The organism is Streptomyces sp. NPDC001728 (assembly GCF_040297565.1).
Classification (GTDB): domain Bacteria; phylum Actinomycetota; class Actinomycetes; order Streptomycetales; family Streptomycetaceae; genus Streptomyces.
The window spans coordinates 63,155-84,621 of sequence record NZ_JBEOZK010000013.1; the positions used below are offsets into that span (position 1 = coordinate 63,155).

A 21,467-nucleotide genomic window follows, 5' to 3' on the forward strand; every position below is an offset into this window, starting at 1 on the left:
GAAGCCTCCTGACTCTCCGGTGATGTCGGTTCACCCAGAGTCCATCACGCGCCGCCCCTGTGCACCCGCGCACAGCCGGAGGGCCCGGCTCCCCCTCGGGGAACCGGGCCCTTCCGCGTACCTCTCCGCGCCTCGCGTCAGCGAGGCGTGCGGATCAGTCGAGGTAGTCGCGCAGCACCTGCGAACGCGACGGATGGCGCAGCTTCGACATCGTCTTCGACTCGATCTGACGGATCCGCTCACGCGTCACGCCGTAGACCTTGCCGATCTCGTCCAGCGTCTTCGGCTGGCCGTCGGTGAGGCCGAAGCGCATCGAGACGACGCCCGCCTCACGCTCGGAGAGCGTGTCGAGAACGGAGTGCAGCTGCTCCTGGAGGAGCGTGAAGCTCACCGCGTCGGCCGGGACGACCGCCTCGGAGTCCTCGATCAGGTCGCCGAACTCGCTGTCGCCATCCTCACCCAGCGGGGTGTGGAGGGAGATCGGCTCACGGCCGTACTTCTGGACCTCGATGACCTTCTCAGGGGTCATGTCGAGCTCCTTGGCCAGCTCCTCCGGGGTGGGCTCACGGCCCAGGTCCTGGAGCATCTGGCGCTGGACGCGCGCCAGCTTGTTGATGACCTCGACCATGTGCACCGGGATACGGATGGTGCGGGCCTGGTCGGCCATGGCGCGGGTGATCGCCTGACGGATCCACCAGGTGGCGTACGTGGAGAACTTGTAGCCCTTGGTGTAGTCGAACTTCTCGACAGCGCGGATCAGACCGAGGTTGCCCTCCTGGATCAGGTCCAGGAAGAGCATGCCGCGGCCGGTGTAGCGCTTGGCCAGGGAGACCACCAGACGGAGGTTGGCCTCCAGGAGGTGGTTCTTGGCGCGGCGGCCGTCCTCGGCGATGATCTCCAGCTCGCGCTTGAGCTTCGGAGCGAGCTTGTCCGAGTTCGCGAGCTTGTCCTCGGCGAACAGGCCGGCCTCGATGCGCTTGGCGAGCTCGACCTCCTGCTCGGCGTTGAGGAGCGGGACCTTGCCGATCTGCTTCAGGTAGTCCTTGACCGGGTCGGCGGTGGCACCGGCGACGGCGACCTGCTGCGCCGGAGCGTCGTCCTCGTCCTCGTCGGACAGGACGAAGCCCTTGCTCTCGCCCTCGGTCTCCTCCTCCTCGCCCTTACCGGGCGCGACGTCCTCAAGGAGCTCTTCGCCCTCGGCGAGTTCGTCGGCGTCCTTCTTGGACGCGGTCTTCTTGGCCGCGGTCTTCTTGGCGACGGTCTTCTTGGCGACGGTCTTCTTGGCGACGGTCTTCTTCGCGGCCGCCTTCTTGGCGGGCGAACCGGCCTCGTCGGCCGGGTCCTCGCCCACGGCCGCGCCGGCCGTTGCGGCCGAGACGGTGGTCTTCGTCACGGTCGTCCTGGCGGTGACGGTCTTGGTGGCGGTGCGCTTGACCGGGCTCTTCGCTGCGACGCTCTTGCGGGCGCGCTTCGGCGACTCCGCTGCACTGACCATCAGCGTCACACCCTCTTCCTCGAGGATCTGATTGAGGCTGCGCAGAACATTCTTCCACTGGGTTGGCGGAATCTGGTCAGCCTCGAAGGCCCGACGCACGTCATCGCCGGCGATCTGCCCATCAGCCTTTCCCCGCTCGATGAGCGCCATCACAGACTCGGACTCGGCGATCTCCGGCGGGAGCGTACGGGATGTGCTGGCCGACACGAACAACCTCTCGGAACGATGGAAACGGCTTCCGGCCCCGCCCTGGATGGGGCTGGAGCCGACGACCGTCGACGGGGAGTGTGCCGACGGCGCGGGCTGGACCGGGGAACTGCACAGCGCCTCCATCGGCTGCTGTATTCCTTCCTCGACCATCACCTCTTACGTCATCGCATGGCTCGGAGGAGTGTTACGCCCAATCTTCGTGGCCCGAGTCACACCCCATGTGCGGCAAAACGACGCAGAGGAGTAGATCAGCGTACATTCCCGCCGCCGGAATCCTGGCGGCACCCGGGGAACCCTCAGGGTTCCCCGGGTGCCGCTCGGACCCGGCGGCGCGCGATGCCCGCGCCTGCGTACTCCCAGCCACGGCCCGTGCGTCAGTGTTCGCGGGGGGCGGGAACGACGCGCTCCACCTCGGGGTGGACCGTGAGCAGCTGGCGCATGGCCGACTCCGCTCCGTGGGCGTCCCCTGCGGCAAGCGCGTCCACGATCCGGGCGTGGTGCGAGAGGGAGGCCTCGCTCGGCCGGTCGCAGCCCGTGACGGGCCCGCCGGAGACCTGGAGTGCGGCGGCGACGATCCCGGAGAGGTGCTCCAGCATCCGGTTCCCGGCGAGCTGGATGAGCAGGGAGTGGAACTCCGCGTCGGCCCTGGAGAAGGTGATCCCGTCCCCCTGCGCGAAGGCGTGGCCCATGATCTCGACCATGTCGGAGAGGCGCTGCTGGACGTCCTCACGACCGTGTCCGGCAGCGAGGCGGGCGGCCAGGGGCTCGATCGTCCAGCGCAGCTCGTTGAGCTCGCGGCGCTGGTCGTCGCGCTGGGGGCCGAAGGCACGCCACTCGATGATGTCCGGATCGAGCAGGTTCCAGTCGCTGACGGGCCTGACCCGGGTGCCGACGTTCGGACGGGCGCTGACGAGACCCTTGGCCTCCAGGACTCGCAGGGACTCGCGCACGACGGTGCGGGAGACCTCGAACCGCTGGCCGATCTCCTCGGGGACGAGCGGGCGGTCGGCACCGAGGTCCCCGGAGACGATCATCTGGCCGAGCTGCTGGACGAGCTGGCCGTGCAGCCCGCGCCCCCGGCTGCCGTTGCTCCGGCGGCCGACGCGGCCCAGGTCCGTATCCACCCCTTCCCAGGAGGGCGGGCCCACGCGGCCGGCGGCGGGCGCCTCGGCGTAGGGGTAGCGGTCGAGATCGCCCGGGGCGCCGAGGCCGGAGTCGACGGAGCGGGCGGCGGTCATCGTGGTGTGCGCAAGGGTACTCACGCATCCTTTGTCGGCGTTGCCCCCGTGACCCTTGAGGTCTTTGGTGAAAAGCACACGAAAGGGTGATCGGCACCCCCTACACAATTGACGATCAATCAGACATACTTCGCAAACCTCAAGGGAGTTGACCTTGAAGCGGAACGTTTCGGTCCATGCTCGGTCACCAACGGGCCCTACGACGAAGGCCCGTGAACACATAGGCACAGAACAGCCCCGTCAACGTGAGCGAAAGCGCCACCCCGGCGGGCTGCCCGAGCACCCGTAGCACCCCCGTCAGCCAACGGTCCACGACCGGGGACCACTGAGGCCCGGCGAACTCACGCAACCGCGCCGGGAGTCCGGCGGCCGACCGCGCCGACGGCCCCGACAGCACCTTCTGCAGCAGTGGCACGAAGGCGACCGGCACCGCGAGCACCGCGGCCACTCCGGCCGCCGCGGCACGGAACACCCCCGCACCGAGCACCCCTGCCCAGGCGCAGCCGACGAGGAGTCCCAGCCAACTCGCGCAAAGAGTCGGCCAGTTCTTCGGTACGGAGATCAACTCGGGTCCGTAGACCAACCGCAGCACCTCCAGATCGACCACCACGACGAGTGTCCCCAGCACCAGCGCCACGGTCGCGGCCACCATGAGTTTGGCCAGCAGCAGGCCGGGCCGTCGGGGCACGGCCCCCCGTCCCGTGGTGAGCGCGGGATAGCGGTACTCCTCGCCGAAGGAGAAGGCGCCGAGCAGCCCCGCCCCGAGAGCCGAGGGCGGCAGTGGGGAGATCGCCGGCCAGCCCGCCAGAACGGCGGGCAGCGCGACGCGACCGCCCCGGCCGAGCAGCAGGGCAATCGTCACGGACGCGAGCACGACGACGCCGACGACGAGCGGCGTGGACGGCACGCCCAGGAGCCGATGCAGCTCATACCGGAGCGGGCGCAAGGGTGAGCGGGCCGGACGCCGGGCGCGGGGCGTCACCTCCGGCGCGTCGAGGGCCACGGCCACAGGGGCCTCTCCGGGTGCCGACCTCGTTTCCGTGGTCGGCGGCCCGGAGACCGAGGTAGCGACGGCACCCGAGTGGGGCGGATCGAGGGCGAGCGCTCCGGAGTCGGCCGTGGCGGGAGAGGGTCGGCGGGGGCCCATGTCACCCGTCTCGGCGGTGAGCCGGTGGATCGGCACACCGTGGCGGAACGCCGTGTCGCCGACCGCCGCGCAGTCGGTCCCGTAGACGGAGAGCCGGTTACCCTCCTCCGCGACGACCTCCACGGGGCGCCGGGCCGCCCTGGCCTCCTGGGTCACGGCGGCGGCGAGCCTCGCGGCCTGGGGAGTCCGCACGGCCACACGGGGGCGCAGCCGGGTGCGGGCGAACTCGGTGACGTCCTGGTCGGCGAGGAGTCGGCCGCCGTCGATCGTGACGACCCGGTCGGCGTTGCGGGCCGCGTCCTTGGGGTCCGCCGTGCTGTAGAGGACCGTCCCCCCTCCGGCCGCGTGGGCGCGCAGGCGCTCGTACAGCCACGCGCTCTCGGATACGGAGAGGCCGGCGCCCGGCTCGTCGAGCAGGAGAGTGTGGGGGGCGCCCAACAGGGCGGAGGCGAAACCGAGTCGACGGTCCGCGCCGATCGGGAGGGTGCCGATCCGTCGGTGCTCCAGACCGGCGAGGCCCACGGTCCGCACCAGTTCCTCGGCCCGCGAGGCGGGAACTCCCGTGGCGGCGCAGAGCATCCGGAGCTGCCCCCGGAGCGTGCGGGAGGGATGTCCGGGGATGTCGCCGAGGAGCACGCCGACCTCGCGCGGGGGGTGGGCGATGCGGTGCAGTGGCCGCCCCCGGAAGTACGTGATACCACGGCCCGGCTCGAGTTCGAGCATGAGCCGGAGGGCCGTGGTCTTGCCGGAGCCCGCGGAGCCGAGGAGAGCCGTCACGGCACCCGGCCGGGCCTCGAAGGTCAGATCGTCCACGGCGGGCGGGCGATCGCGGCGGGGGGTGCTGGTCAGTCCGATTGCCTGGAGCATCGCTTCTCTCGCGGTAGGTGACACCGCTCCGCGGCAGGGCGGCGCTACCGCAGCAAGATAACGCTACATTTCGGACTTTCGGCGCAGGGCTGCCACTCGGGGGTGCCGGATGCGGTCGCCCGTCAGACCTCGGGGCGCAGCATCGGCGGGTTGAGAAGGGTGGCCCCACCTGCCCGGAAGAGCTGGGCGGGGCGCCCGCCCTGACGGGTCGTGGTGCCACCGGCCGGAACGAGGAAGCCGGGCGTGCCGGTCACCTTCCGGTGGAAGTTGCGCGGGTCCAGGGCCACGCCCCAAACGGCCTCGTAGACGCGTCGCAGCTCTCCGACCGTGAACTCCGGCGGGCAGAAGGCGGTGGCGAGCGAGGAGTACTCGATCTTGGAGCGCGCCCGCTCCACCCCGTCGGCGAGGATCCGGGAGTGGTCGAAGGCCAGCGCGTCCGGACCTTCTCCACCGGCTCCGATCCCGGCCCAACCTTCGGCCTCTGCTCCCATGCCGGCTCCGGCTCCCGCGCCGCCCCCGGCCGCCCCGGCGAGCGCGTCTGCGCCGAGCAGTTCCTCCACGGGAGCCCAGCGGGCGCTGTTCGCGTCCCCGCCGGCCCTCGGCGCCGGAAGATCCGGGGCGAGGGCGAGGTGCGCGACGCTCACCACCCGCATGCGCGGGTCGCGGTCGGGCGCCCCGTACGTGGCTAGCTGTTCGAGATGAGCGCCGTTGCTCGGTACGGGGGTGGGAGCGGCAGGGTCATGGGCGCGGAGACCGGTCTCTTCGACCAGCTCGCGCGCCGCCGCCGCGCCGAGGTCCTCCTCCTCGCGCACGAAGCCCCCGGGCAGTGCCCAGCGCCCCTGGTACGGCGCTTCCCCTCTACGTACGACCAAGGTGCAGAGCGCATGGCGCCGCACGGTGAGCACGACCAGATCGACGGTGACGGCGAAGGGTGGAAAGGCCGACGGGTCGTAGGGAGGCATGCCGCGATCATAGTCGTCTTCCTGACGATAAACACGCCCCGCGGAAGCATCGGCAACCACTTCCTCACCGCGCCGCGAGGCTTCCCTCGTGTCTGCGCCCGGCATCCCGTCACACCCCCAGCTGAAGGCCCGCTGCGGCCTCCTCGACCATACCGAGACCGAGTCTGCCGACCCGCACGGCGAACGGCTCCCCCGCGACCACGAGGCCCGAGAACCTGATCGTTCCCAGCGGGGCCGACCGCATCGGGTGCGCCGACACGGACCGGCCCGGCGCGTCGGGCCGGATTCCGGCGAGGGCGAGCAGGGCGTGCACCGCTCCGGCGGCCGCGACGGCCGCCGGCCTGCACGCGGCCGGGTGCGGCACGGGCCGTCCACCCGCCGTCCGCTGCTCCCCCGCGTACATCTCGGGCAGTCGATGGTCGAAGGCCTGCGCCGCGTCGAGCAGCCCGGACAGGAGGGCCGCGGCCTCCTTCTCGTGGCCGGAGGCGGCAAGTCCGGCCACGGCGACCGCCGTCTCGTGCACCCGCACCGCCCCGGCCCGGTGGCCGAAGGGGTTGTAGCCCGGCTCCTTGGTGCCGAGACCGCGCAGGCCCCAGCCCGAGTCGAGGGCAGGGGTGCCCAGCAGTCTCGCCACCTGACCGGTCTCCGCCCCGTCCAGGAGGCCCTGGGCGTGCAGCCCGCCGCCGAGCAGTCCGGTGTCCAGCAGGTGTGCGGCCCAACCGCCCAACTGGGGCCGGGCCCTGCCGTCGGGTGAGCGGGCGATGGCGGGGCGGCCCCCTGCCGGATCGTCGCGCCAGAACTCGCGGCGGAAGCGCTCGCGCAGTCTGCCCGCCGCGTCACGCAGCGCGTCTGCGCCGGGTCTGCCGCAGGCGTCGAGCAGGTCCGCGCCGAGGAGGGCCGCGCGATGCGCGTGCGCCTGGGTCTCGGCCCGCCAAGGTCCGGTGGGTCCCGGGTCCGGCACGAGCCCGCTTCCTTCCGCCACTCGGCGCAACCAGCCGAGGCAGCGTTCCGCCACCGGCAGGAGTTCCTCCAGGTCCGCGGACGGCAGCCCCCAACGGCGGGCCTCGGCGAGCACGGTGGGAAAGGCGAGGGTGGACTCGACGCCTGTACAGCGGGGCGGGAGGAGCGGCCCCGCGTCCCTGAGCGGGCCGGGGATGCGTCCGGACTCGGGTCCGTCACCGGAGAGTTGGGTGCGGCCGAGGGCGCGCAGGGTGGTGGCGGCGAGTCGGGTGCCCAGCGGGAGAGCCATCCGCGCGGCCCAGAGCGCCTCGGCGGTGACCGATCCGCAGCGCCAGGGGACTCCCGCCGCAAGATGGACGTCAGCGGGGTGCCCGGGGTCCCGCTGGAGCAGGGCCCGCAAATCCTCCACCGACGTCCGCAACAACTCCCCGGGGCGCGGGTCATCACACTCGGCGCTGGCTTCCGCGAGGAGATGCCCGCCGGGCCTTCCGGGGCCGGCCCACGCGGTGGCAGGTCGGCCGGGCGAGTCGCCTCGTATCCGCAGCTGGATCGTGAACGTGGCTCCCGGGGCCAGTTCCACCTCCCAGCGCAGGACTCCGGCTGCCGCCAGGGCGTCCATGGGCGGCGGGTCCGCCGTGACGGCGACGGATCGCCCGTCGGCTCCGGTCCAGCGCAGACCGGTTCCGTGGACGGTCGCGGGCAGTTCGGGTCCGGGGCGGCCCGACGCCACCGCCCCCAGGTCCGTGAGATCCGTCCCCAGAGCGATTTCCACGGGGACCCGGAAGGTACGGACGGCGGCGCTCCGCAGTGTGATCCGCTCGGTTCCGTCGGCGCTCCGGGTACGCTCGACGGTGATTCCGGGGTCGGGACCCGTTTCTCCTGGGACACGGACGACCCCGAGGAAGACCGCCCGGTCCGCCGTCGCCATACGCCCCTGAAGGGCGACCGGCTCACGCCCCGCCACCCGCAGAAGGCATCTGGACAGAAGCCTTCTGCCCGCCGCGTACACGCCTTCGGGGCCCTCGCCGGTGAGCTGGCCGTGCTCTGCACAGACGGCGAGGGCGGGCAGGGCGACGCAGAGGAGCGCACCGTGCACCGAAGGGAGTTCCGCCGGGGGCGCCGCGCGGGGCGGCGCGGCGCCGGGGCCCGAAGGACGTCCGGGCGGGAAACCGAGGAGATGACCAGTGGGGCGGCCGGGGGCCGGGGCGGGGCTGAGGGCCATGGCGGGTACGGGGTGCTCTCTGTGCGAACCGGGCGGCCGGCGGGGTGTCGGCGGGAGGGTTCGGACGACTCCGCCAGAGAGCTGAACGCGTGCGCGGGCGGCCTGGTCACGGTCGTCACCGTCCGCTCCTGCTGCCGCGCGGCCCGCCAGGCCTCGGGGCCCCGCTTCCCGGCCGCCCCGCAGCGGGCCCGCTCGGCCGGACTCCGGCCGTGGGCCGGCGCTCCCCGCCGGTCTGGCGGCCCGGCTTCCTGAGTGCCTGCCCGGTGCCCTGCGGGCGGTCGGTACGCATCCGAACCCGTGGGGTGGGTGACGGAACGACCTCTTCCGGGACGGCCCGGGAGTCCCGTTCGGTCCGCAGGCAGGAGCGGAGGGATTCCGGGTCGAGTCCTTCGTTGCACGCCTGGTGGAGCAGTCGGGCGAACACGTACTCGGGGTCGGCGTCGAGGGCGAGTCCGAGGGCGACCCGAGCGGTGGGTTCGTCGCCGGTGGACCAGGCGGTCCAGCCGGCGAGGGTGAGCGGGGCGGCGGCGTGCTCCTGATAGGGGGTGACGCAGCGCCGGGCGAGTACGCGCCAGAGGCGCAGCGCGGCGGTGCCTTCCCAGCCCTCCATCCATTCGGCGGCGCGGTCCCGGGTGACGCGGTCCTGGAGGCCGAGAATCAGCGCGGCGGCCTCGTCGGTGCCGATCAGGGCGTCGTCGGCCCTGTCCCTCTCGGCCGTACTGCCGGCGGCCTTCCCAACGGTCACCGCTCCGGTCGGGCTCGGCTCGTCCTTCGCCCCGGTCGGACCTGTCCGCCTCTTCGGGTTGGCGAACCGGCGAAGGATCTCGCGGGCGAGGCGGATCGTCGTCTCGCGGATCTCCTCCCGGCCCTTGCCTTCCGCGTCCTCCAGGATCCGGGGGACGATCGCGGCCGCGGTCTCGTCGAGTGCCGCGCGCTGCGGCTCCTCCCGGGGCCCTGCCGACGGCTTGAACCGGTTCTCCATGTCCCGGAGGGAGCCCCTCACCTGTACCCCGGCGTAGGTCGCGGCCGCCGCCATCACCGACGTGCCGCTGAGTGCGAGTGGCGTGCCGTCGGGCGGGCAGCAGCGGGAGTCGGGGCAGCAGTAGGAGAAGTAGAGGCCGTCGGAGATGCAGAGGGCCTCGTACACGGGGATGTCGAGGGCGCCGCAGGCGGTGCGGAGTCGCTGGGCGAAGGGGCGGAGGCGCTCCATGACCCTTCTGCCCGTCTCGCCGGGTGCGGGGTCCTGGCAGAGGAAGACAACGATGCCGTCCGGTCGGGTGCCGCCCCTGGTGTCCCCCTCGACGAGGCATTCGGCGAGGTGGTCGGCGGTGGACTCCCATTCGCCCGGCGAGCTGGGAATGCCGAGCCTGACCCGGCCGCCGAAGCGACCGCGCTCGCCGTGGAGGGCGACCAGGACGACGGAGTCGGTGGGGTGGAAGCCGAGCACGAACGGAAGGGCGTCGGCGAGTTCCGCCGGGCCGCGCAGGGTGATCTGCTGGATACGGGAAGGTCCGTTGGTTTCGTGGTGATTCGCGTTCATGGTCAGGACGGTCTCGTGATCTCCCGAATTCCGAAACCCCTGTGGATAACTCCCGGAACGAGGCATCCGTCCGACCGTCGAGTTGTCCACAGGTTCGGTGCCTCGTTCGCGTGATGTCCGAGGCATCAGGTTGCATGGAGGCATGACCCACGCAGATCCGCTCGAAGACCGTGCCGCGCTCCGGACCGCCGCCGACGCCGTGCTTGCCCGTCTCGTCTCCGACCCGACGGGCAGGGCGAGACTCCGCGAGGACCAGTGGCGGGCCATCGAGGCCCTGGTCGCGGACCATCGCCGGGCCCTGGTGGTGCAGCGGACCGGCTGGGGCAAGTCGGCGGTCTACTTCGTCGCGACCTCGCTGCTCCGCGAGCGCGGCAGCGGCCCGACCGTGATCGTCTCCCCGCTGCTCGCCCTCATGCGCAACCAGGTGGAGGCGGCGGCCCGGGCGGGTATCCGCGCCCGGACGATCAACTCGTCGAACACGGAGGAGTGGGACACGGTCCAGGAGGAGGTGTCCGCCGGCGAGGTGGACGTGCTGCTCGTGAGCCCGGAGCGGCTCAACAATCCCGACTTCCGCGACCAGGTGCTTCCACGCCTCGCCGCCGCGACCGGTCTGCTGGTGGTCGACGAGGCGCACTGCATCTCGGACTGGGGGCACGACTTCCGGCCCGACTACCGAAGGTTGCGCACGATGCTGGCCGATCTGCCGTACGGAGTTCCGGTGCTGGCGACGACGGCGACGGCGAACGCGCGGGTGACGGCGGACGTGGCCGAGCAGCTCGGTACGGGGGCGGGCACGGACGCGCTCGTGCTGCGGGGAGCGCTGGACCGGGAGAGCCTGAGTCTGGGTGTGGTCAGGCTGCCGGACGCCGCCCACCGTCTGGCCTGGCTGGCCGATCACCTCGGTGAGCTGCCCGGTTCCGGCATCATCTACACGCTCACGGTCGCCGCGGCGGACGAGGTCACGGCCTATCTGCGTCAGTGCGGGCACACGGTGTCCTCGTACACGGGCCGGACGGAGAACGCCGATCGGCAACAGGCGGAGGACGACCTGCAGGCCAACCGGGTCAAGGCCCTCGTGGCGACCTCCGCCCTCGGCATGGGCTTCGACAAGCCGGACCTGGGCTTCGTGGTGCATCTCGGATCGCCGTCGTCCCCGATCGCCTACTACCAGCAGGTCGGCCGGGCCGGACGCGGCGTCGAGCACGCGGAGGTGCTGCTCCTTCCCGGCCAGGAGGACGAGGCGATCTGGCGGTACTTCGCCTCGGTCGCCTTCCCGCCGGAGGAGCAGGTCCGCCGGACCATCGACGTGCTCGCGCAGGCCGGCCGTCCGCTGTCCCTGCCCGCTCTGGAGCCCTTGGTGGAGCTGCGCAGGACACGGCTGGAGACGATGCTCAAGGTCCTGGACGTGGACGGTGCGGTGCGGCGGGTGAAGGGGGGCTGGGAGAGCACCGGCCGACCCTGGGCGTACGACACCGAGCGGTACGCCTGGGTGGCGCGGCAGCGGGCCGCCGAGCAGCAGGCCATGCGCGACTACGCGGCGGCGACGGGCTGCCGGATGGAGTTCCTCCGGCGCCAGCTGGACGACGAGGAGGCCGCTCCGTGCGGTCGCTGTGACAACTGCGCGGGGAGCCGATTCGATCCGAAGGTGACCGACGCCGCGCTCGACGCCGCGAAGGGCGAGCTGGGCCGGCCGGGTGTGGAGGTCGAGCCCCGGAAGATGTGGCCGACGGGGCTCGCCGCGGTCGGGGTCGATCTGAAGGGCCGTATCCCGGTCGGCGAGCAGGCGTTCGGCGGGCGGGCGCTGGGGCGGCTCTCGGACATCGGCTGGGGCAACCGGCTGCGTCCGCTGCTGTCCGACGGCGCGGCGGACGGGCGCGTTCCGGACGATGTCGTGCAGGCGGTCGTGGCGGTGCTCGCCGACTGGGCCAAGGGGCCCGGCGGATGGGCCTCCGGGGCGCCGGACGCGCCGGCCAGACCCGCCGGTGTGGTCACGGTCGCCTCGCGTCGCAGGCCGCGGCTGGTGGGTTCGCTCGGGGAGCGGATCTCCGAGATCGGCCGGATGCCCCTGCTCGGCGCGGTGGAGTACGCGCCGGAGGCGGAGGAGGTGCGGCTGTCCCGGACCAACAGCGCCCAGCGGGTGATGGGGCTTCAGCGCTCGCTGACGGTCTCCGCCGAGCTGGCCGGACGGTTGGCCGAGGCCGGGGGGCCGGTGCTTCTCGTCGACGACCTGTCCGACAGCGGCTGGACCCTGGCGGTGGCCGCACGGTTGCTGCGCCGGGCTGGAGCGGAAGGGGTGTTTCCGCTGGTGCTCGCCGTCCAAGGGTGAAACAGGAGGGGAAACGGGGAGTGAACAATGGGCAACTGGGCAGGGATATGAGAGGCATACCCACGCATTCCCGTCAGCGGCCTCAATTGCTCGTTGCCGCCCGCGCACGGGCCAGCAAGAATTGGGAAACCGCCCCGTACGGCCCGTCAGCGGTCCGGAAGGACTGTGCCGTGGTGCGCGCTCACCCGACCTTGCCCGCTTCGCGGGCGCGTATCCGAAGGGAGGACCGTGACCCTCGGATTCGCTCCGCCCACAGCCACCTCGCTCAGATCTTCGTCCGAGTCCGCCAGCCGCCTCGCTCGGATGCTCGAACCGGCCGAGTGGGCCGCTGCGGGGGTTCCCCTGCTGCGCAATCCGCGTGAGGTCGTCAGCGGCCTCCACTCACGTCACACGCCCACGCCCTCCATGGCGGTCCTCGCGGTGCTCGACCACGAGGAACGACTGGCCGCCAGTGCCTCGTTCGTCCGTCGCCCCGCGCCGGCGGACGGCTGGGAGTTCCGCAACGCGCTGCTCGCACATCTGCGGCGGGTCATACCGCACGACCTTCGCAGACGGGCGCCGGTCAGGACCGCGGTACTGCTGTACTGCCGTGAGGGGGACGAGCGTTGGACCGAGGAGGACGGGGCCTGGATGTGGGGGCTCCGGGACGCCTGCACTCTGCACGGACTCCGCTGCGGGGCGTACATCACGCTGACCCGAGGGGGCTGGCAGGTGCTCGGAGAGGGCCGGGGTGGCCGGCGTCCGAGCTCCGACTCGCTTCCCCTGCCACTCGGTGACGGGCCCGCGGAGCTCGGTCGACTCACACCACGGACCGCGAGCGGCGCGGCCGAGCCACTGCGCCGGGCCGCCGCACGCTGATCGCGCGGGGCGACGTCGACCCCCGCCGGACCCGGTCCGGTCCGGCGGAGGTGCGGTCGGTCAGACGCCCGCGCCTGCTCCGAGGAGCGTCGTGACGCGCTGCGGGTCACCGCAGACGACGAGGAGTGCACCCGCGAGGGCCCTCGCCGACGGCAGCGCCTTGCCGGCCGTCTCGTCGTCGCCGCCGTTGAGGGCGACGATCACCACGGGCCGGGCGGAGGCCCGCTCCAGCGCGGTGGCGTGCGCGAAGAACACGTCGTCGCCGGTCTCCTGCTGGGCCCAGTAGGCGGCCTCGCCGAAGGACAGCTCGTGCGTGGTCCAGGGGTGCGGGTCGCCGGTGGTGAGGACCAGGACCTCGCCGGGTGCCCGGCCGCTCTCCAGGAGCAGGTCCAGAGCCTCTTCGGCGGCGTCGAGCGCGCCATCGACCGGGGCCGGGATCAGCTGGAGCTGCGGCGTGGACCGCTGGTCGGAACGATTTTCCGGGGTGTTCTCCAGAGTGGGCCCGACACCGGGGTGCGAGCTCTGAGCCGGTGCCGCGGGCCTGGCCGGACCGGGAACGGGGCGTCCGGGACGGGGAGAGGCCGCGGAACGCGGGCCGGGTACGGGACGGGGGGTCGACGCGGGACGGCCGGTGGCCGTGGTGGCGCGGGGACCCTGGGCGCTCTCGTGAATCTGAGGCTCCTCGGGGATGAGAGGCATGGGTGGATGTCTATCAAACGCCGCTGCGCGGAGCACCGGCGGGTGGGCACACATGTGCGCCCCGGTCGCGTGGCAGGCCGTTCGGCCGGGCCCCGGCGACCGGAAGTTCAGAAGTCGAAGCCGAGTTGGCCCCCGCTCTCCAGCGCGGCCGCCTCCGCGGAGAGGCGGACCTTTTTGAGGTGGCTCCACCTGGGCATCGCGTCCAGGTACGACCAGGAGAGACGGTGGTGAGGGGTGGGCCCCAGCTCTTCGAGCGCCGCTTTGTGGACCGGCGAAGGGTAGCCCGCGTTGGCGCCGAACGCGTACGCCGCGTACCCCCCGGACTCGACCCCGAGCTCCGCCATGACCGCGTCCCTGCGGACCTTCGCGATGACGGAGGCGGCGGCCACGGCGATGCAGGACTGGTCACCCTTGATCACCGTACGGACCTGCCAGGGGCTGCCGAGGTAGTCGTGCTTGCCGTCGAGGATCACGGCGTCGGGCCGTACGGGGAGGCCTTCGAGGGCCCGGACGGCCGCGAGCCGCAGGGCCGCGGTCATGCCGAGCTCGTCGATCTCCTGGGGAGAAGCATCGCCAAGCGCGTAGGCCGTGACCCAGCGCTCCAGCTCCGCGGCGAGCGCGGTACGGCGCTTGGGGGTGATCAGTTTGGAGTCGGTGAGGCCTTCGGGGGGCCTGCGGAGACCGGTGACGGCCGCGCACACGGTGACCGGGCCGGCCCACGCCCCGCGTCCGACCTCGTCGACTCCGGCGACGATCCTGGCGCCGGTGGTGGCTCGGAGCGATCGCTCGACAGTGTGGGTGGGTGCTTCGTACGGCATGGCGCCTGACAGGTTACGCCGCTCGGCACGGGGTGCGGTACCCGGTTTCCCCTCGGGCGCCCGGGGGGGCCTTCGCGGCGCGGTCGCCAAGGGTACAGCGACCGCGCCTCGGGGCGGTCCCGCCGGGGTCAGGCGCGCAGCAGCGGCACCATGATCCGGTCGATCAGATCGGCGATCTCACCGTCCGACCATTCACTTGCGCACACTTTCGAGCGGTACATCATCATGGCGGGGATGACATCGAGGACCAGGTCGTCATTGGCGTCGGCCCGCACCTCGCCCCTTGCGATTCCTTGCTTCACAACATCCCTGAAGAGGCGGGCAGAGGGCTCGGTCACCCCGGCGACGATCAGCTCATGGAACCGTTCAGCGGATTCCGCATCGCATTCGTGAAGTACGGCGCGAAGTGCGAAGCCAGGCTTGGAGTACATGACGTCACGGACCCGGCGGCACAGTTCGTACAGGTCCTCGCGCACACTGCCGAGGTCCGGCGCCTCCCCCAGAGCCGGCAGTCCGGCCTGGAGGGCGTCCGCGACGAGGTCTTCCTTGGACGGCCAGCGACGGTACACCGCGGCTTTACCCGTCTGCGCGCCGACCGCGACACCCTCCATGGTCAGACCGTTCCATCCGACGCTGCTCAGTTGCTCCAGCGCGGCCTCCAGAATGGCCCGCTCGAGTACGGGTCCGCGGCGTCGCAGCGACACCCCCGTCGGCCGGGCGGCGGCCTCGGAGCGCGAAGTAACCATCAGAATCTCTCCGTTGAGGCGAATTGTGTCGTCGGCGGTGCACAGTGAACGGTTGCGTTCACTGTGGGGGACTCACTACCGTGATGGACAGTGAACGGGTGCGTTCACTAATTCTTCCGTGGGGGATCCATAGTGACAACTTCTCCGGTGGACACACAGACCGAGGACGGCCCAGCGCGCGCCGGAGGCCGACCGGGCATCGCCCTGGCCGTCATCGCCGCCTGCCAGCTTATGGTCGTTCTCGACGCCACCATCGTGAACATCGCGCTGCCGCACATCCAGGACGCGCTCTCCTTCTCCACCACCGACCTGTCGTGGGTGCTCAGCGCCTACACACTCACCTTCGGTGGCCTGCTGCTCCTCGGCGGACGCGCGGGGGACATCCTGGGCCGCCGCCGGGTGTTCATGACCGGCATCCTGCTCTTCACCTTCGCCTCGCTCCTCGGAGGCTTCGCCCAGGAGCCCTGGCAGTTGCTCGCGGCGCGCGCCCTCCAGGGGGTGGGCGGCGCCATCGCCTCGCCCACCTCGCTCGCCCTGATCACGACGACGTTCCCCGAAGGTCCCCAGCGCAACCGGGCGTTCGGTGTGTTCGCCGCCGTCTCCGCCGGTGGCGGCGCGGTCGGTCTGCTCGCCGGCGGCATGCTCACGGAGTGGCTCGACTGGCGTTGGGTCTTCTTCGTCAACGTTCCGATCGGTCTGCTGATCGCGTTCCTCACCCCGCGCTACATCGCGGAGTCCCAGCGCCACCCGGGCCGGTTCGACCTCGTGGGCGCCGCCACCTCGACGCTCGGCATGGCCGCCCTGGTCTACGGGTTCATCCGGGCGTCCGAGAGCGGCTGGAAGGACGAGCTGACCATCGGCTCCTTCGTCGCGGCAGTCCTCCTTCTCGTGGCGTTCGCACTCGTGGAGTCGCGGGCCAAGGAGCCGATCACCCCGCTTCGGATGTTCGCCGACCGCAACCGCTCGGGCACGTACGTGATCATGCTCAGCCTCGCGGCCGCCATGTTCGGCATGTTCTTCTTCATCGTGCTCTGGGTCCAGGGCGTCCTGGGGTACACACCGATCCGATCCGGGCTCGCGTTCCTGCCCGTCACGCTGGCGATCGGCTCCGGCGCGGCACTCGCGCAGAAGATGCTGCCGGTCCTGGGGCCCAAGCCGTTCATGGTGAGCGGTGCGGCGATCACCGGCACCGGCCTGTTCTGGCTGTCGTTCATCTCGTCCGACAGCGCCTATGCGGGCGGCGTCCTCGGCCCGATGGTCCTGTTCGGCTTCGGCATGGGCCTCAATTTCGTGACGCTCACGCTCACGGCCGTCTCCGGTGTGGCCCAGCACGAGGCGGGCGCCGCGTCGGGCCTGCTCAACGCCACGCAGCAGGTGGGCGGTTCGCTCGGCCTGTCCATCCTGGTCACGGTCTTCGGTACCGCCAGCCGCGAGGAGGGTGAGAGGCAGCTGCCGGACTTCCTGGCGAACTCCACACCCGAGCAGCAGGCCGGGGCCCTGAAGACCAAGGAACTGCCCGCGCCCTGGAGCCATGAGGTTCTGACCTCGGGCATCTCCTCGGCCTTCACTGCCGGCGTCGCGATGGTAGTGATCGCGCTGCTCACTGCCGCCCTGGTGATCCGGGTCCGCAAGAGCGACCTGGAAGCACTCAGCGGTCGCGCCGAGGCCGGCGGGCCGGTGGCCTGAGGACGAAGAGTCCGAGGGCCGACGGTGCCCGACCCGGTGGCCCGCGAGCGGGTCGCCCGAGAGAGCGTCGACGGCCCCCGAACCCCTCACCGGGTGCGGGGGCCGTCGTGCCGCCTCAGGCCATCTCGACCGGAACCCACTCGGGAAGGTTCTCGGTCTGCCGCAGCCAGTCCGCCGGCGGCGCGCCATTCCTCGTGGAGGCCACGACACCTCCGGCGATGGCGCAGGTCGTGTCGACGTCACCGCCGACCTGCGCCGTCGTCCAGAACACCCGCTCGTAGTCGCCGAGGCCACGCGCCGCCGACCAGAGCGCGAAGGGCACCGTGTCGTGCGCGCTGGTCCGGCGGCCACTGCCGAGGACCGCGGCGACCGTGCCCGCGTCGCCGTAGTCGAGCATGTCGCGTGCCCGGCGCAGCCCCGCCCCCACCGCGCTGCGGGGCACGAGGGCGATGACCCCGTCGAGCAGCGCCTCGGGCGTGGGCGGACCTGCGGGGTCGGCGGCCAGGGCGGCGGCGGCGGCCACCGCCATCGCGCCGACCACGGCCTCACGGTGCTGGTGGGTCGTGTACGCGGAGATCTCGGCCTGGTGCGTCGCCTGCTCCGGGTCGTCCGCGTACCAGGCTCCGAGCGGGGCGATCCTCATGGCGGCGCCGTTGCCCCAGGAACCCTGTCCCTGGAAGAGCGCGGCAGCCAGTTCCCGCCAGTCGCCGCCTTCCCTGATGAGCCGGAGCATGCGGTTGACCGCAGGGCCGTAACCCCGGTCGAAGTCGTGGTGCCGGGCGAAGGACATGGCCAGGGCGTCCTGGTCGATCCGGTGGTGGGCGACGAGGACGGCGAGGACGGAGCAGGCCATCTCGGTGTCGTCGGTCCACTGCCAGGGACCGTCGGGCAGCTCGCGCCGCTTCAGCAGGGGGTAGTGGGCGGGGACGAAGAACTGGGAGCCCAGGGCGTCTCCCACGGACAGCCCGCGCAGGCTGGCCAGGGCGCGGTCGAAGCGCCGGTCGAATGCGGAGTCAGCGGTCATCGGTCTGCCACTCTATCCGGTGGGGCCGTACGATTCCGGGGTACGCCAGCGTTCGAACGGCCTGTCCAGGCGGTATCGCCCGTCCTCACCGAGCAGGAGGACTCGGGTCTCGGCGTTGCCGGGGTTCGAGAGCGACTCGAAGTCCGCGACCGTCCAGTGGAACCAGCGCATGCAGAACAGCCGCATGGTCAGCCCATGGGTGACGAGCAGGACGTTGGGCGGATGGTCGGGCGCCTCGAAACTGCGGTACAGGCTCTCCAGGAACGCCCCGACTCGGTCGTAGACATCCGCCCCGGACTCGCCCTGGGCGAAGCGGTAGAAGAAGTGCCCGTATGCGTCCCGATAGGCCTTCTGCAAGCGCACGTCCTCCCGCTCCTGCCAGTTGCCCCAGTCCTGCTCCCGCAGTCGGGGTTCCTCGCGTACGCGCACCTGCCCGGCGGGCAACCGGAAGGCCCGGAGCGTCTCGTGGGTGCGACGGTACGGCGAGACGTAGACGCTGACCGTCTCGTCCCCGAAGAGTTCCCGCAGCCGCTCCCCCGTCTCCTCCGCCTGCTCGCGGCCGGTCACGGTGAGCCGCAGCGCGTGGTCGGGCTCCCGTTCGTACACCGTGTCATCGACATTGCCCTCGGACTCTCCGTGCCGTACGAGGACGATGCGCCGCGGTCGTGCCATACCCCGACCCTAGATCGCCGGTCCCGGGCAGGCTCAGCCGAGGAGGCGTCCGGAGTCCATCCGGCGTATCCGCCCGGTGAAGCGGCGGCGCAGGGCACGGTCGTGCGAGACGACCACGAGGGCCCCCTTCCACTGCTCCAGGGCCTCTTCCAGTTTCTCGACGAGCCCCGGCGCCAGGTGGTTGCCCGGCTCGTCGAGCAGCAGGAGGTCGGCGGGCCTGGCCAGGATCCGGGCGAGTGCCAGTCGGCGGAACTGGCCTGCGGAGAGCCCTCCGACCGGCACGCTCAGGTCGGCCGGCCGGAACAGTCCGTACGAGAGGAGCAGTTCGGCCTGCTCGTCCTCGGGTATGCCGAGCCCCCGCCCGAACGAGGCGAGCAGCCGCTCCTCGGGGCGTCGTACGGTCGTGTCCTGGGCCAGGTACCCGATGCGTCCGGTCCGCCGGACGTCGCCCGCGTCGGGGCGGACGGCCCCGGCGATGACCTTGAGCAGCGTGGACTTCCCTGCGCCGTTGCCGCCGTGGACGAGCAGCCGCTCCCCCGCTCCGACGGTGAGCGTCTCGACGGCGAGTCGGTCGGCGACCCGCACCCCGGCGAGGGTGACGAGCGCCCCCTCGGCGGCGCCGGCGAGGGGCCTGGCGGTGAAGGAGAGGGGTGGCGGCGGCTGGGGAACGGGCTTCTCGCGCAGTCTTCTCAGCCGCTCCCCTGCGTTGCGGACGCGCCCGGAGACGGAGGCCTGGACGCGCCCGGCGGCCCGGCCGAAGGCCATCTTGTTGTTGTCCTTCATCTCCCTTCCGGGTGCGACACCGCGGGCCGTGGTCGCCACGTACGTCTCCAGGCGCTCTGCCTCCGCGCACCACTCCTCGTACGCCTCCTCCCACCGCCGTCGGGCGGCTTCCCGCGCCGCGCGGTAGCCGGAGTACCCGTCGCCGTACCGGACGAGGGCTCGGCGGTCTCCGTCCACCTCGACGATCGCGGTGGCGATGCGCTCCAGGAAGGTCCTGTCGTGCGAGACGGCCACGACGGTGCCGCGGTGCGCCAGGAGCGCCCCCTCCAGCCAGTCGAGCGCGGTCCCGTCGAGGTGGTTGGTCGGTTCGTCGAGCAGAAGCACCTCGGGGCCCGCCGCTATCGCGCAGGCGATGCCGAGCCGGGCCTGCTCGCCGCCCGAGAGGCTGCCGAGCGGGCGCTCCCGGCCCGCTCTGGCGAGGCCGAGTCCGTACAGCGCTTTGTCGACTCGGGCATCCGCCTCGTACCCGCCCCGCGACTCGTAGGCCGTGAGGAGTTCGCCATAGGCGGCGAGTTCGGCCTCGCTCGCCCCGTCGAGTCCCGCTTCGAGTGCGCGCAGCCGCCGCTCCATGGAGCGGATGTCGGTGAGTGCGATGTCGACGGCGTCGCCGACGGTGGCCTCGGGCGGCAGCTCCGGGGTCTGCGCGAGCATCCGCACTCCGCCTTCGGCGAGTGCGACGACCCTGCCCTCGTCGGGCTGCTCCGCCCCGGCGAGGAGGCGCAGCAGGGTCGACTTGCCCGCACCGTTCTCCCCCACGATCCCGATCCGCTCTCCGGGGCGCACGGAGAGCGAGACCTGGTCGAGGAGAAGTCGGTCGCCGCGGGTCACGACGACGTCGTGCAGGGAGATCTGAGTCGGCAAGGGCGCCTCCGCGAAGAAAGAAGAGTCAAATGCAACCTGAATCGCATTAGCGCGAGTGTGGCACACTCGATCACCTAACGCAACAGGAGTAGCAATTGAATGACTCGTCCGGCGATCTCCCCGCCCCGGCCCCCGGCAGCACCCGCCCCGGCGGGCGGACCGCTCGCACCCGGGCCGCCGTGCGCGACGCCGTCCTGACCGGCCTGTCGGAGCACGGCTACCCCGCACTCACCGTGGAATACGTGGCGGAACATTCCGGGGTCCACAAGACGACGCTCTACCGCCGCTGGGGCAGCGTCGAAGGGCTTCTCGCCGACGCGCTCGACCTGGCCGGCGAGGACACCTGGACGCCACCGGACACCGGCAGCCTCGCGGGGGATCTGCACGCCCTCGCGCGCGAGGTCGTCGACGCGTTCGGCGATCCCGCCCAGGCTGCCGCGCCGACCGCGTTCGTCGGCGCCGCGTTCCAGTCGCCACGGGCCGCCGAGGCCCTCCGCTCCTTCTACACCGAGCGCTTCCGCCGCTGCGAGAGCGTCGTCAGCCGCGCCGTGGACCGCGGCGAGGCGCCTCGGGGCACCGACCCGGGCGCGGTCGTCCGGGCCGTCTCGGCACCCTTGTTCCTACGGCTGTTCGTCACCCGCGAGCCGATCGACGGCGCGCTCGCGGACCAGTCGGCGCGGGCCGCGTGCGCGGGGGTCGACGCGGGCTCTTTCATCCCCGTATAGGAAGGCTCAGACGGTCCAGCCCGATTCGAGCTGCACCACGTCGCCGGCGAGTGCCGCGACGTCGGCCGCGGTACGGGCCCGCAGGCCGAGCCGTTCGATGCGCTCGACCCGGTACTTTCCGTGTTCCGCCGCGGACTTCCACATCGACAGCACCAGGAACTCGCTGCCGGGCGCCTCTCCGAACAGGCCCCGCAGCATGCCCGGGGACCCGGCCATCGCCGGGTTCCACACCTTCTCCTGCATGAGCGCGAAGTGCTCGGCGCGGTCCTCGTGGACACGACAGTGCGCCACCCGGGCCACGTCGGCGTCGGTGAACCGCGGCTCGAACCCCGTCTTCACATCGAAGCGGTGGTCGAACAGCTTGACCTGGGCGGCCTTGAACGTGCCCGCCTGCGTCGCCGCGAGCCGGTCGTGCGAGCGCGCCATGAACGAGTCGTAGAACGCCCGGCTCTCCCAGAACGCGAAGACATGGGCGACGTCCGGACGAGCCCGGCTCCACCCGCCGCCCTGGCCCCGGAATCCCGGCTCACCGAGCAGCCCCGCCCATTTCCGCTGCCCCCGCTCGAACCCTCGACGGTCCGTCACGGTGCAGCGAATCCACTTGACCAGCACCGCGCCATCGTACGGG

The 21,467-nt window shown here is 72.0% G+C and carries 17 protein-coding genes; 4 read left to right on the plus strand and 13 right to left on the minus strand.

Features of this window, described 5'->3' with window-relative positions; genetic code table 11:
* Positions 1–154: 154 nt before the first annotated feature.
* The 6 genes from ABT154_RS20395 to ABT154_RS20420 form a co-directional block, all read right to left on the minus strand.
* On the minus strand, positions 155–1,702 hold the full coding sequence (locus tag ABT154_RS20395; RefSeq protein ID WP_351858236.1) for an RNA polymerase sigma factor: 1,548 nt from the start codon (positions 1,700–1,702) through the stop codon (positions 155–157).
* Between the two features lie 377 nt (positions 1,703–2,079).
* Positions 2,080–2,967: a FadR/GntR family transcriptional regulator gene (locus ABT154_RS20400; protein WP_351858237.1), complete on the minus strand. Its 888-nt coding sequence runs from the start codon at positions 2,965–2,967 to the stop codon at positions 2,080–2,082.
* Positions 2,968–3,127: 160 nt separating this feature from the next.
* Positions 3,128–4,957 carry an ATP-binding cassette domain-containing protein gene (locus ABT154_RS20405; RefSeq protein WP_351858238.1) on the minus strand — a complete coding sequence of 610 codons (1,830 nt, stop codon included), beginning with the start codon at positions 4,955–4,957 and terminating at the stop codon, positions 3,128–3,130.
* Between the two features lie 122 nt (positions 4,958–5,079).
* Positions 5,080–5,919, minus strand: a complete 840-nt coding sequence (locus ABT154_RS20410) for an NUDIX hydrolase (RefSeq protein ID WP_351858239.1) — start codon at positions 5,917–5,919, stop codon at positions 5,080–5,082.
* 109 nt (positions 5,920–6,028) lie between these two features.
* Positions 6,029–8,101: a glycogen debranching N-terminal domain-containing protein gene (locus ABT154_RS20415; RefSeq protein ID WP_351858240.1), complete on the minus strand. Its 2,073-nt coding sequence runs from the start codon at positions 8,099–8,101 to the stop codon at positions 6,029–6,031.
* 115 nt (positions 8,102–8,216) lie between these two features.
* Positions 8,217–9,641 (minus strand): DUF4192 domain-containing protein, encoded by a 1,425-nt coding sequence (locus ABT154_RS20420; protein WP_351858241.1) that lies wholly within the window; start codon positions 9,639–9,641, stop codon positions 8,217–8,219.
* A gap of 142 nt (positions 9,642–9,783) precedes the next feature.
* Between ABT154_RS20420 and ABT154_RS20425 the strand changes: the two genes are divergently transcribed.
* Both ABT154_RS20425 and ABT154_RS20430 read left to right on the plus strand, forming a co-directional pair.
* On the plus strand, positions 9,784–11,967 hold the full coding sequence (locus ABT154_RS20425) for a RecQ family ATP-dependent DNA helicase (protein WP_351858242.1): 2,184 nt from the start codon (positions 9,784–9,786) through the stop codon (positions 11,965–11,967).
* Positions 11,968–12,195: 228 nt separating this feature from the next.
* A complete protein-coding gene (locus ABT154_RS20430; RefSeq protein WP_351858243.1) occupies positions 12,196–12,825 on the plus strand; it encodes a hypothetical protein in 630 nt (209 codons plus the stop codon).
* Positions 12,826–12,885: 60 nt separating this feature from the next.
* Here ABT154_RS20430 and ABT154_RS20435 read toward each other — a convergent pair whose 3' ends face one another.
* The 3 genes from ABT154_RS20435 to ABT154_RS20445 form a co-directional block, all read right to left on the minus strand.
* Positions 12,886–13,524, minus strand: coding sequence for a hypothetical protein (locus ABT154_RS20435; protein WP_351858244.1), 639 nt, complete (start codon positions 13,522–13,524; stop codon positions 12,886–12,888).
* A 107-nt stretch (positions 13,525–13,631) separates the two neighbouring features.
* On the minus strand, positions 13,632–14,342 hold the full coding sequence (rnhB, locus tag ABT154_RS20440; RefSeq protein WP_351858245.1) for a ribonuclease HII: 711 nt from the start codon (positions 14,340–14,342) through the stop codon (positions 13,632–13,634).
* A gap of 128 nt (positions 14,343–14,470) precedes the next feature.
* Complete coding sequence (locus ABT154_RS20445; protein ID WP_351858246.1) at positions 14,471–15,088, minus strand: TetR/AcrR family transcriptional regulator; 618 nt, start codon at positions 15,086–15,088, stop codon at positions 14,471–14,473.
* Between the two features lie 132 nt (positions 15,089–15,220).
* On the opposite strand from ABT154_RS20445, the gene ABT154_RS20450 reads away from it, so the two are divergent.
* Positions 15,221–16,774, plus strand: coding sequence for an MFS transporter (locus ABT154_RS20450; protein ID WP_351858247.1), 1,554 nt, complete (start codon positions 15,221–15,223; stop codon positions 16,772–16,774).
* A 115-nt stretch (positions 16,775–16,889) separates the two neighbouring features.
* On the opposite strand, the gene ABT154_RS20455 is transcribed toward ABT154_RS20450, so the two are convergent.
* From ABT154_RS20455 to abc-f, 3 genes are read right to left on the minus strand one after another with little or no spacing between them, the layout of a single operon-like run.
* Positions 16,890–17,798 (minus strand): ADP-ribosylglycohydrolase family protein, encoded by a 909-nt coding sequence (locus ABT154_RS20455; protein ID WP_351858248.1) that lies wholly within the window; start codon positions 17,796–17,798, stop codon positions 16,890–16,892.
* Between the two features lie 12 nt (positions 17,799–17,810).
* Positions 17,811–18,470: a histidine phosphatase family protein gene (locus tag ABT154_RS20460; protein WP_351858249.1), complete on the minus strand. Its 660-nt coding sequence runs from the start codon at positions 18,468–18,470 to the stop codon at positions 17,811–17,813.
* 33 nt (positions 18,471–18,503) lie between these two features.
* Positions 18,504–20,114, minus strand: coding sequence for a ribosomal protection-like ABC-F family protein (gene abc-f, locus ABT154_RS20465; protein ID WP_351858250.1), 1,611 nt, complete (start codon positions 20,112–20,114; stop codon positions 18,504–18,506).
* 95 nt (positions 20,115–20,209) lie between these two features.
* On the opposite strand from abc-f, the gene ABT154_RS20470 reads away from it, so the two are divergent.
* Positions 20,210–20,839, plus strand: a complete 630-nt coding sequence (locus tag ABT154_RS20470; protein WP_351858251.1) for a TetR/AcrR family transcriptional regulator — start codon at positions 20,210–20,212, stop codon at positions 20,837–20,839.
* A gap of 6 nt (positions 20,840–20,845) precedes the next feature.
* Here the strand turns inward: ABT154_RS20470 and ABT154_RS20475 are convergent, their stop codons facing one another.
* Positions 20,846–21,451 carry a YdbC family protein gene (locus tag ABT154_RS20475; RefSeq protein ID WP_351858252.1) on the minus strand — a complete coding sequence of 202 codons (606 nt, stop codon included), beginning with the start codon at positions 21,449–21,451 and terminating at the stop codon, positions 20,846–20,848.
* Between the last annotated feature and the right edge of the window lie 16 nt (positions 21,452–21,467).

Bases quoted from the DNA above. Each gene is read 5' to 3' on its own strand.
- ABT154_RS20415 (WP_351858240.1), bottom strand. From the start codon at position 8,101: ATGGCCCTCAGCCCCGCCCCGGCCCCCGGCCGCCCCACTGGTCATCTC.
- ABT154_RS20460 (WP_351858249.1), bottom strand. From the start codon at position 18,470: ATGGCACGACCGCGGCGCATCGTCCTCGTACGGCACGGAGAGTCCGAG.
- ABT154_RS20420 (WP_351858241.1), bottom strand. From the start codon at position 9,641: ATGAACGCGAATCACCACGAAACCAACGGACCTTCCCGTATCCAGCAG.
- ABT154_RS20445 (WP_351858246.1), bottom strand. From the start codon at position 15,088: ATGGTTACTTCGCGCTCCGAGGCCGCCGCCCGGCCGACGGGGGTGTCG.
- ABT154_RS20455 (WP_351858248.1), bottom strand. From the start codon at position 17,798: ATGACCGCTGACTCCGCATTCGACCGGCGCTTCGACCGCGCCCTGGCC.
- rnhB (WP_351858245.1), bottom strand. From the start codon at position 14,342: ATGCCGTACGAAGCACCCACCCACACTGTCGAGCGATCGCTCCGAGCC.
- ABT154_RS20435 (WP_351858244.1), bottom strand. From the start codon at position 13,524: ATGCCTCTCATCCCCGAGGAGCCTCAGATTCACGAGAGCGCCCAGGGT.
- ABT154_RS20405 (WP_351858238.1), bottom strand. From the start codon at position 4,957: ATGCTCCAGGCAATCGGACTGACCAGCACCCCCCGCCGCGATCGCCCG.
- ABT154_RS20410 (WP_351858239.1), bottom strand. From the start codon at position 5,919: ATGCCTCCCTACGACCCGTCGGCCTTTCCACCCTTCGCCGTCACCGTC.
- ABT154_RS20425 (WP_351858242.1), top strand. From the start codon at position 9,784: ATGACCCACGCAGATCCGCTCGAAGACCGTGCCGCGCTCCGGACCGCC.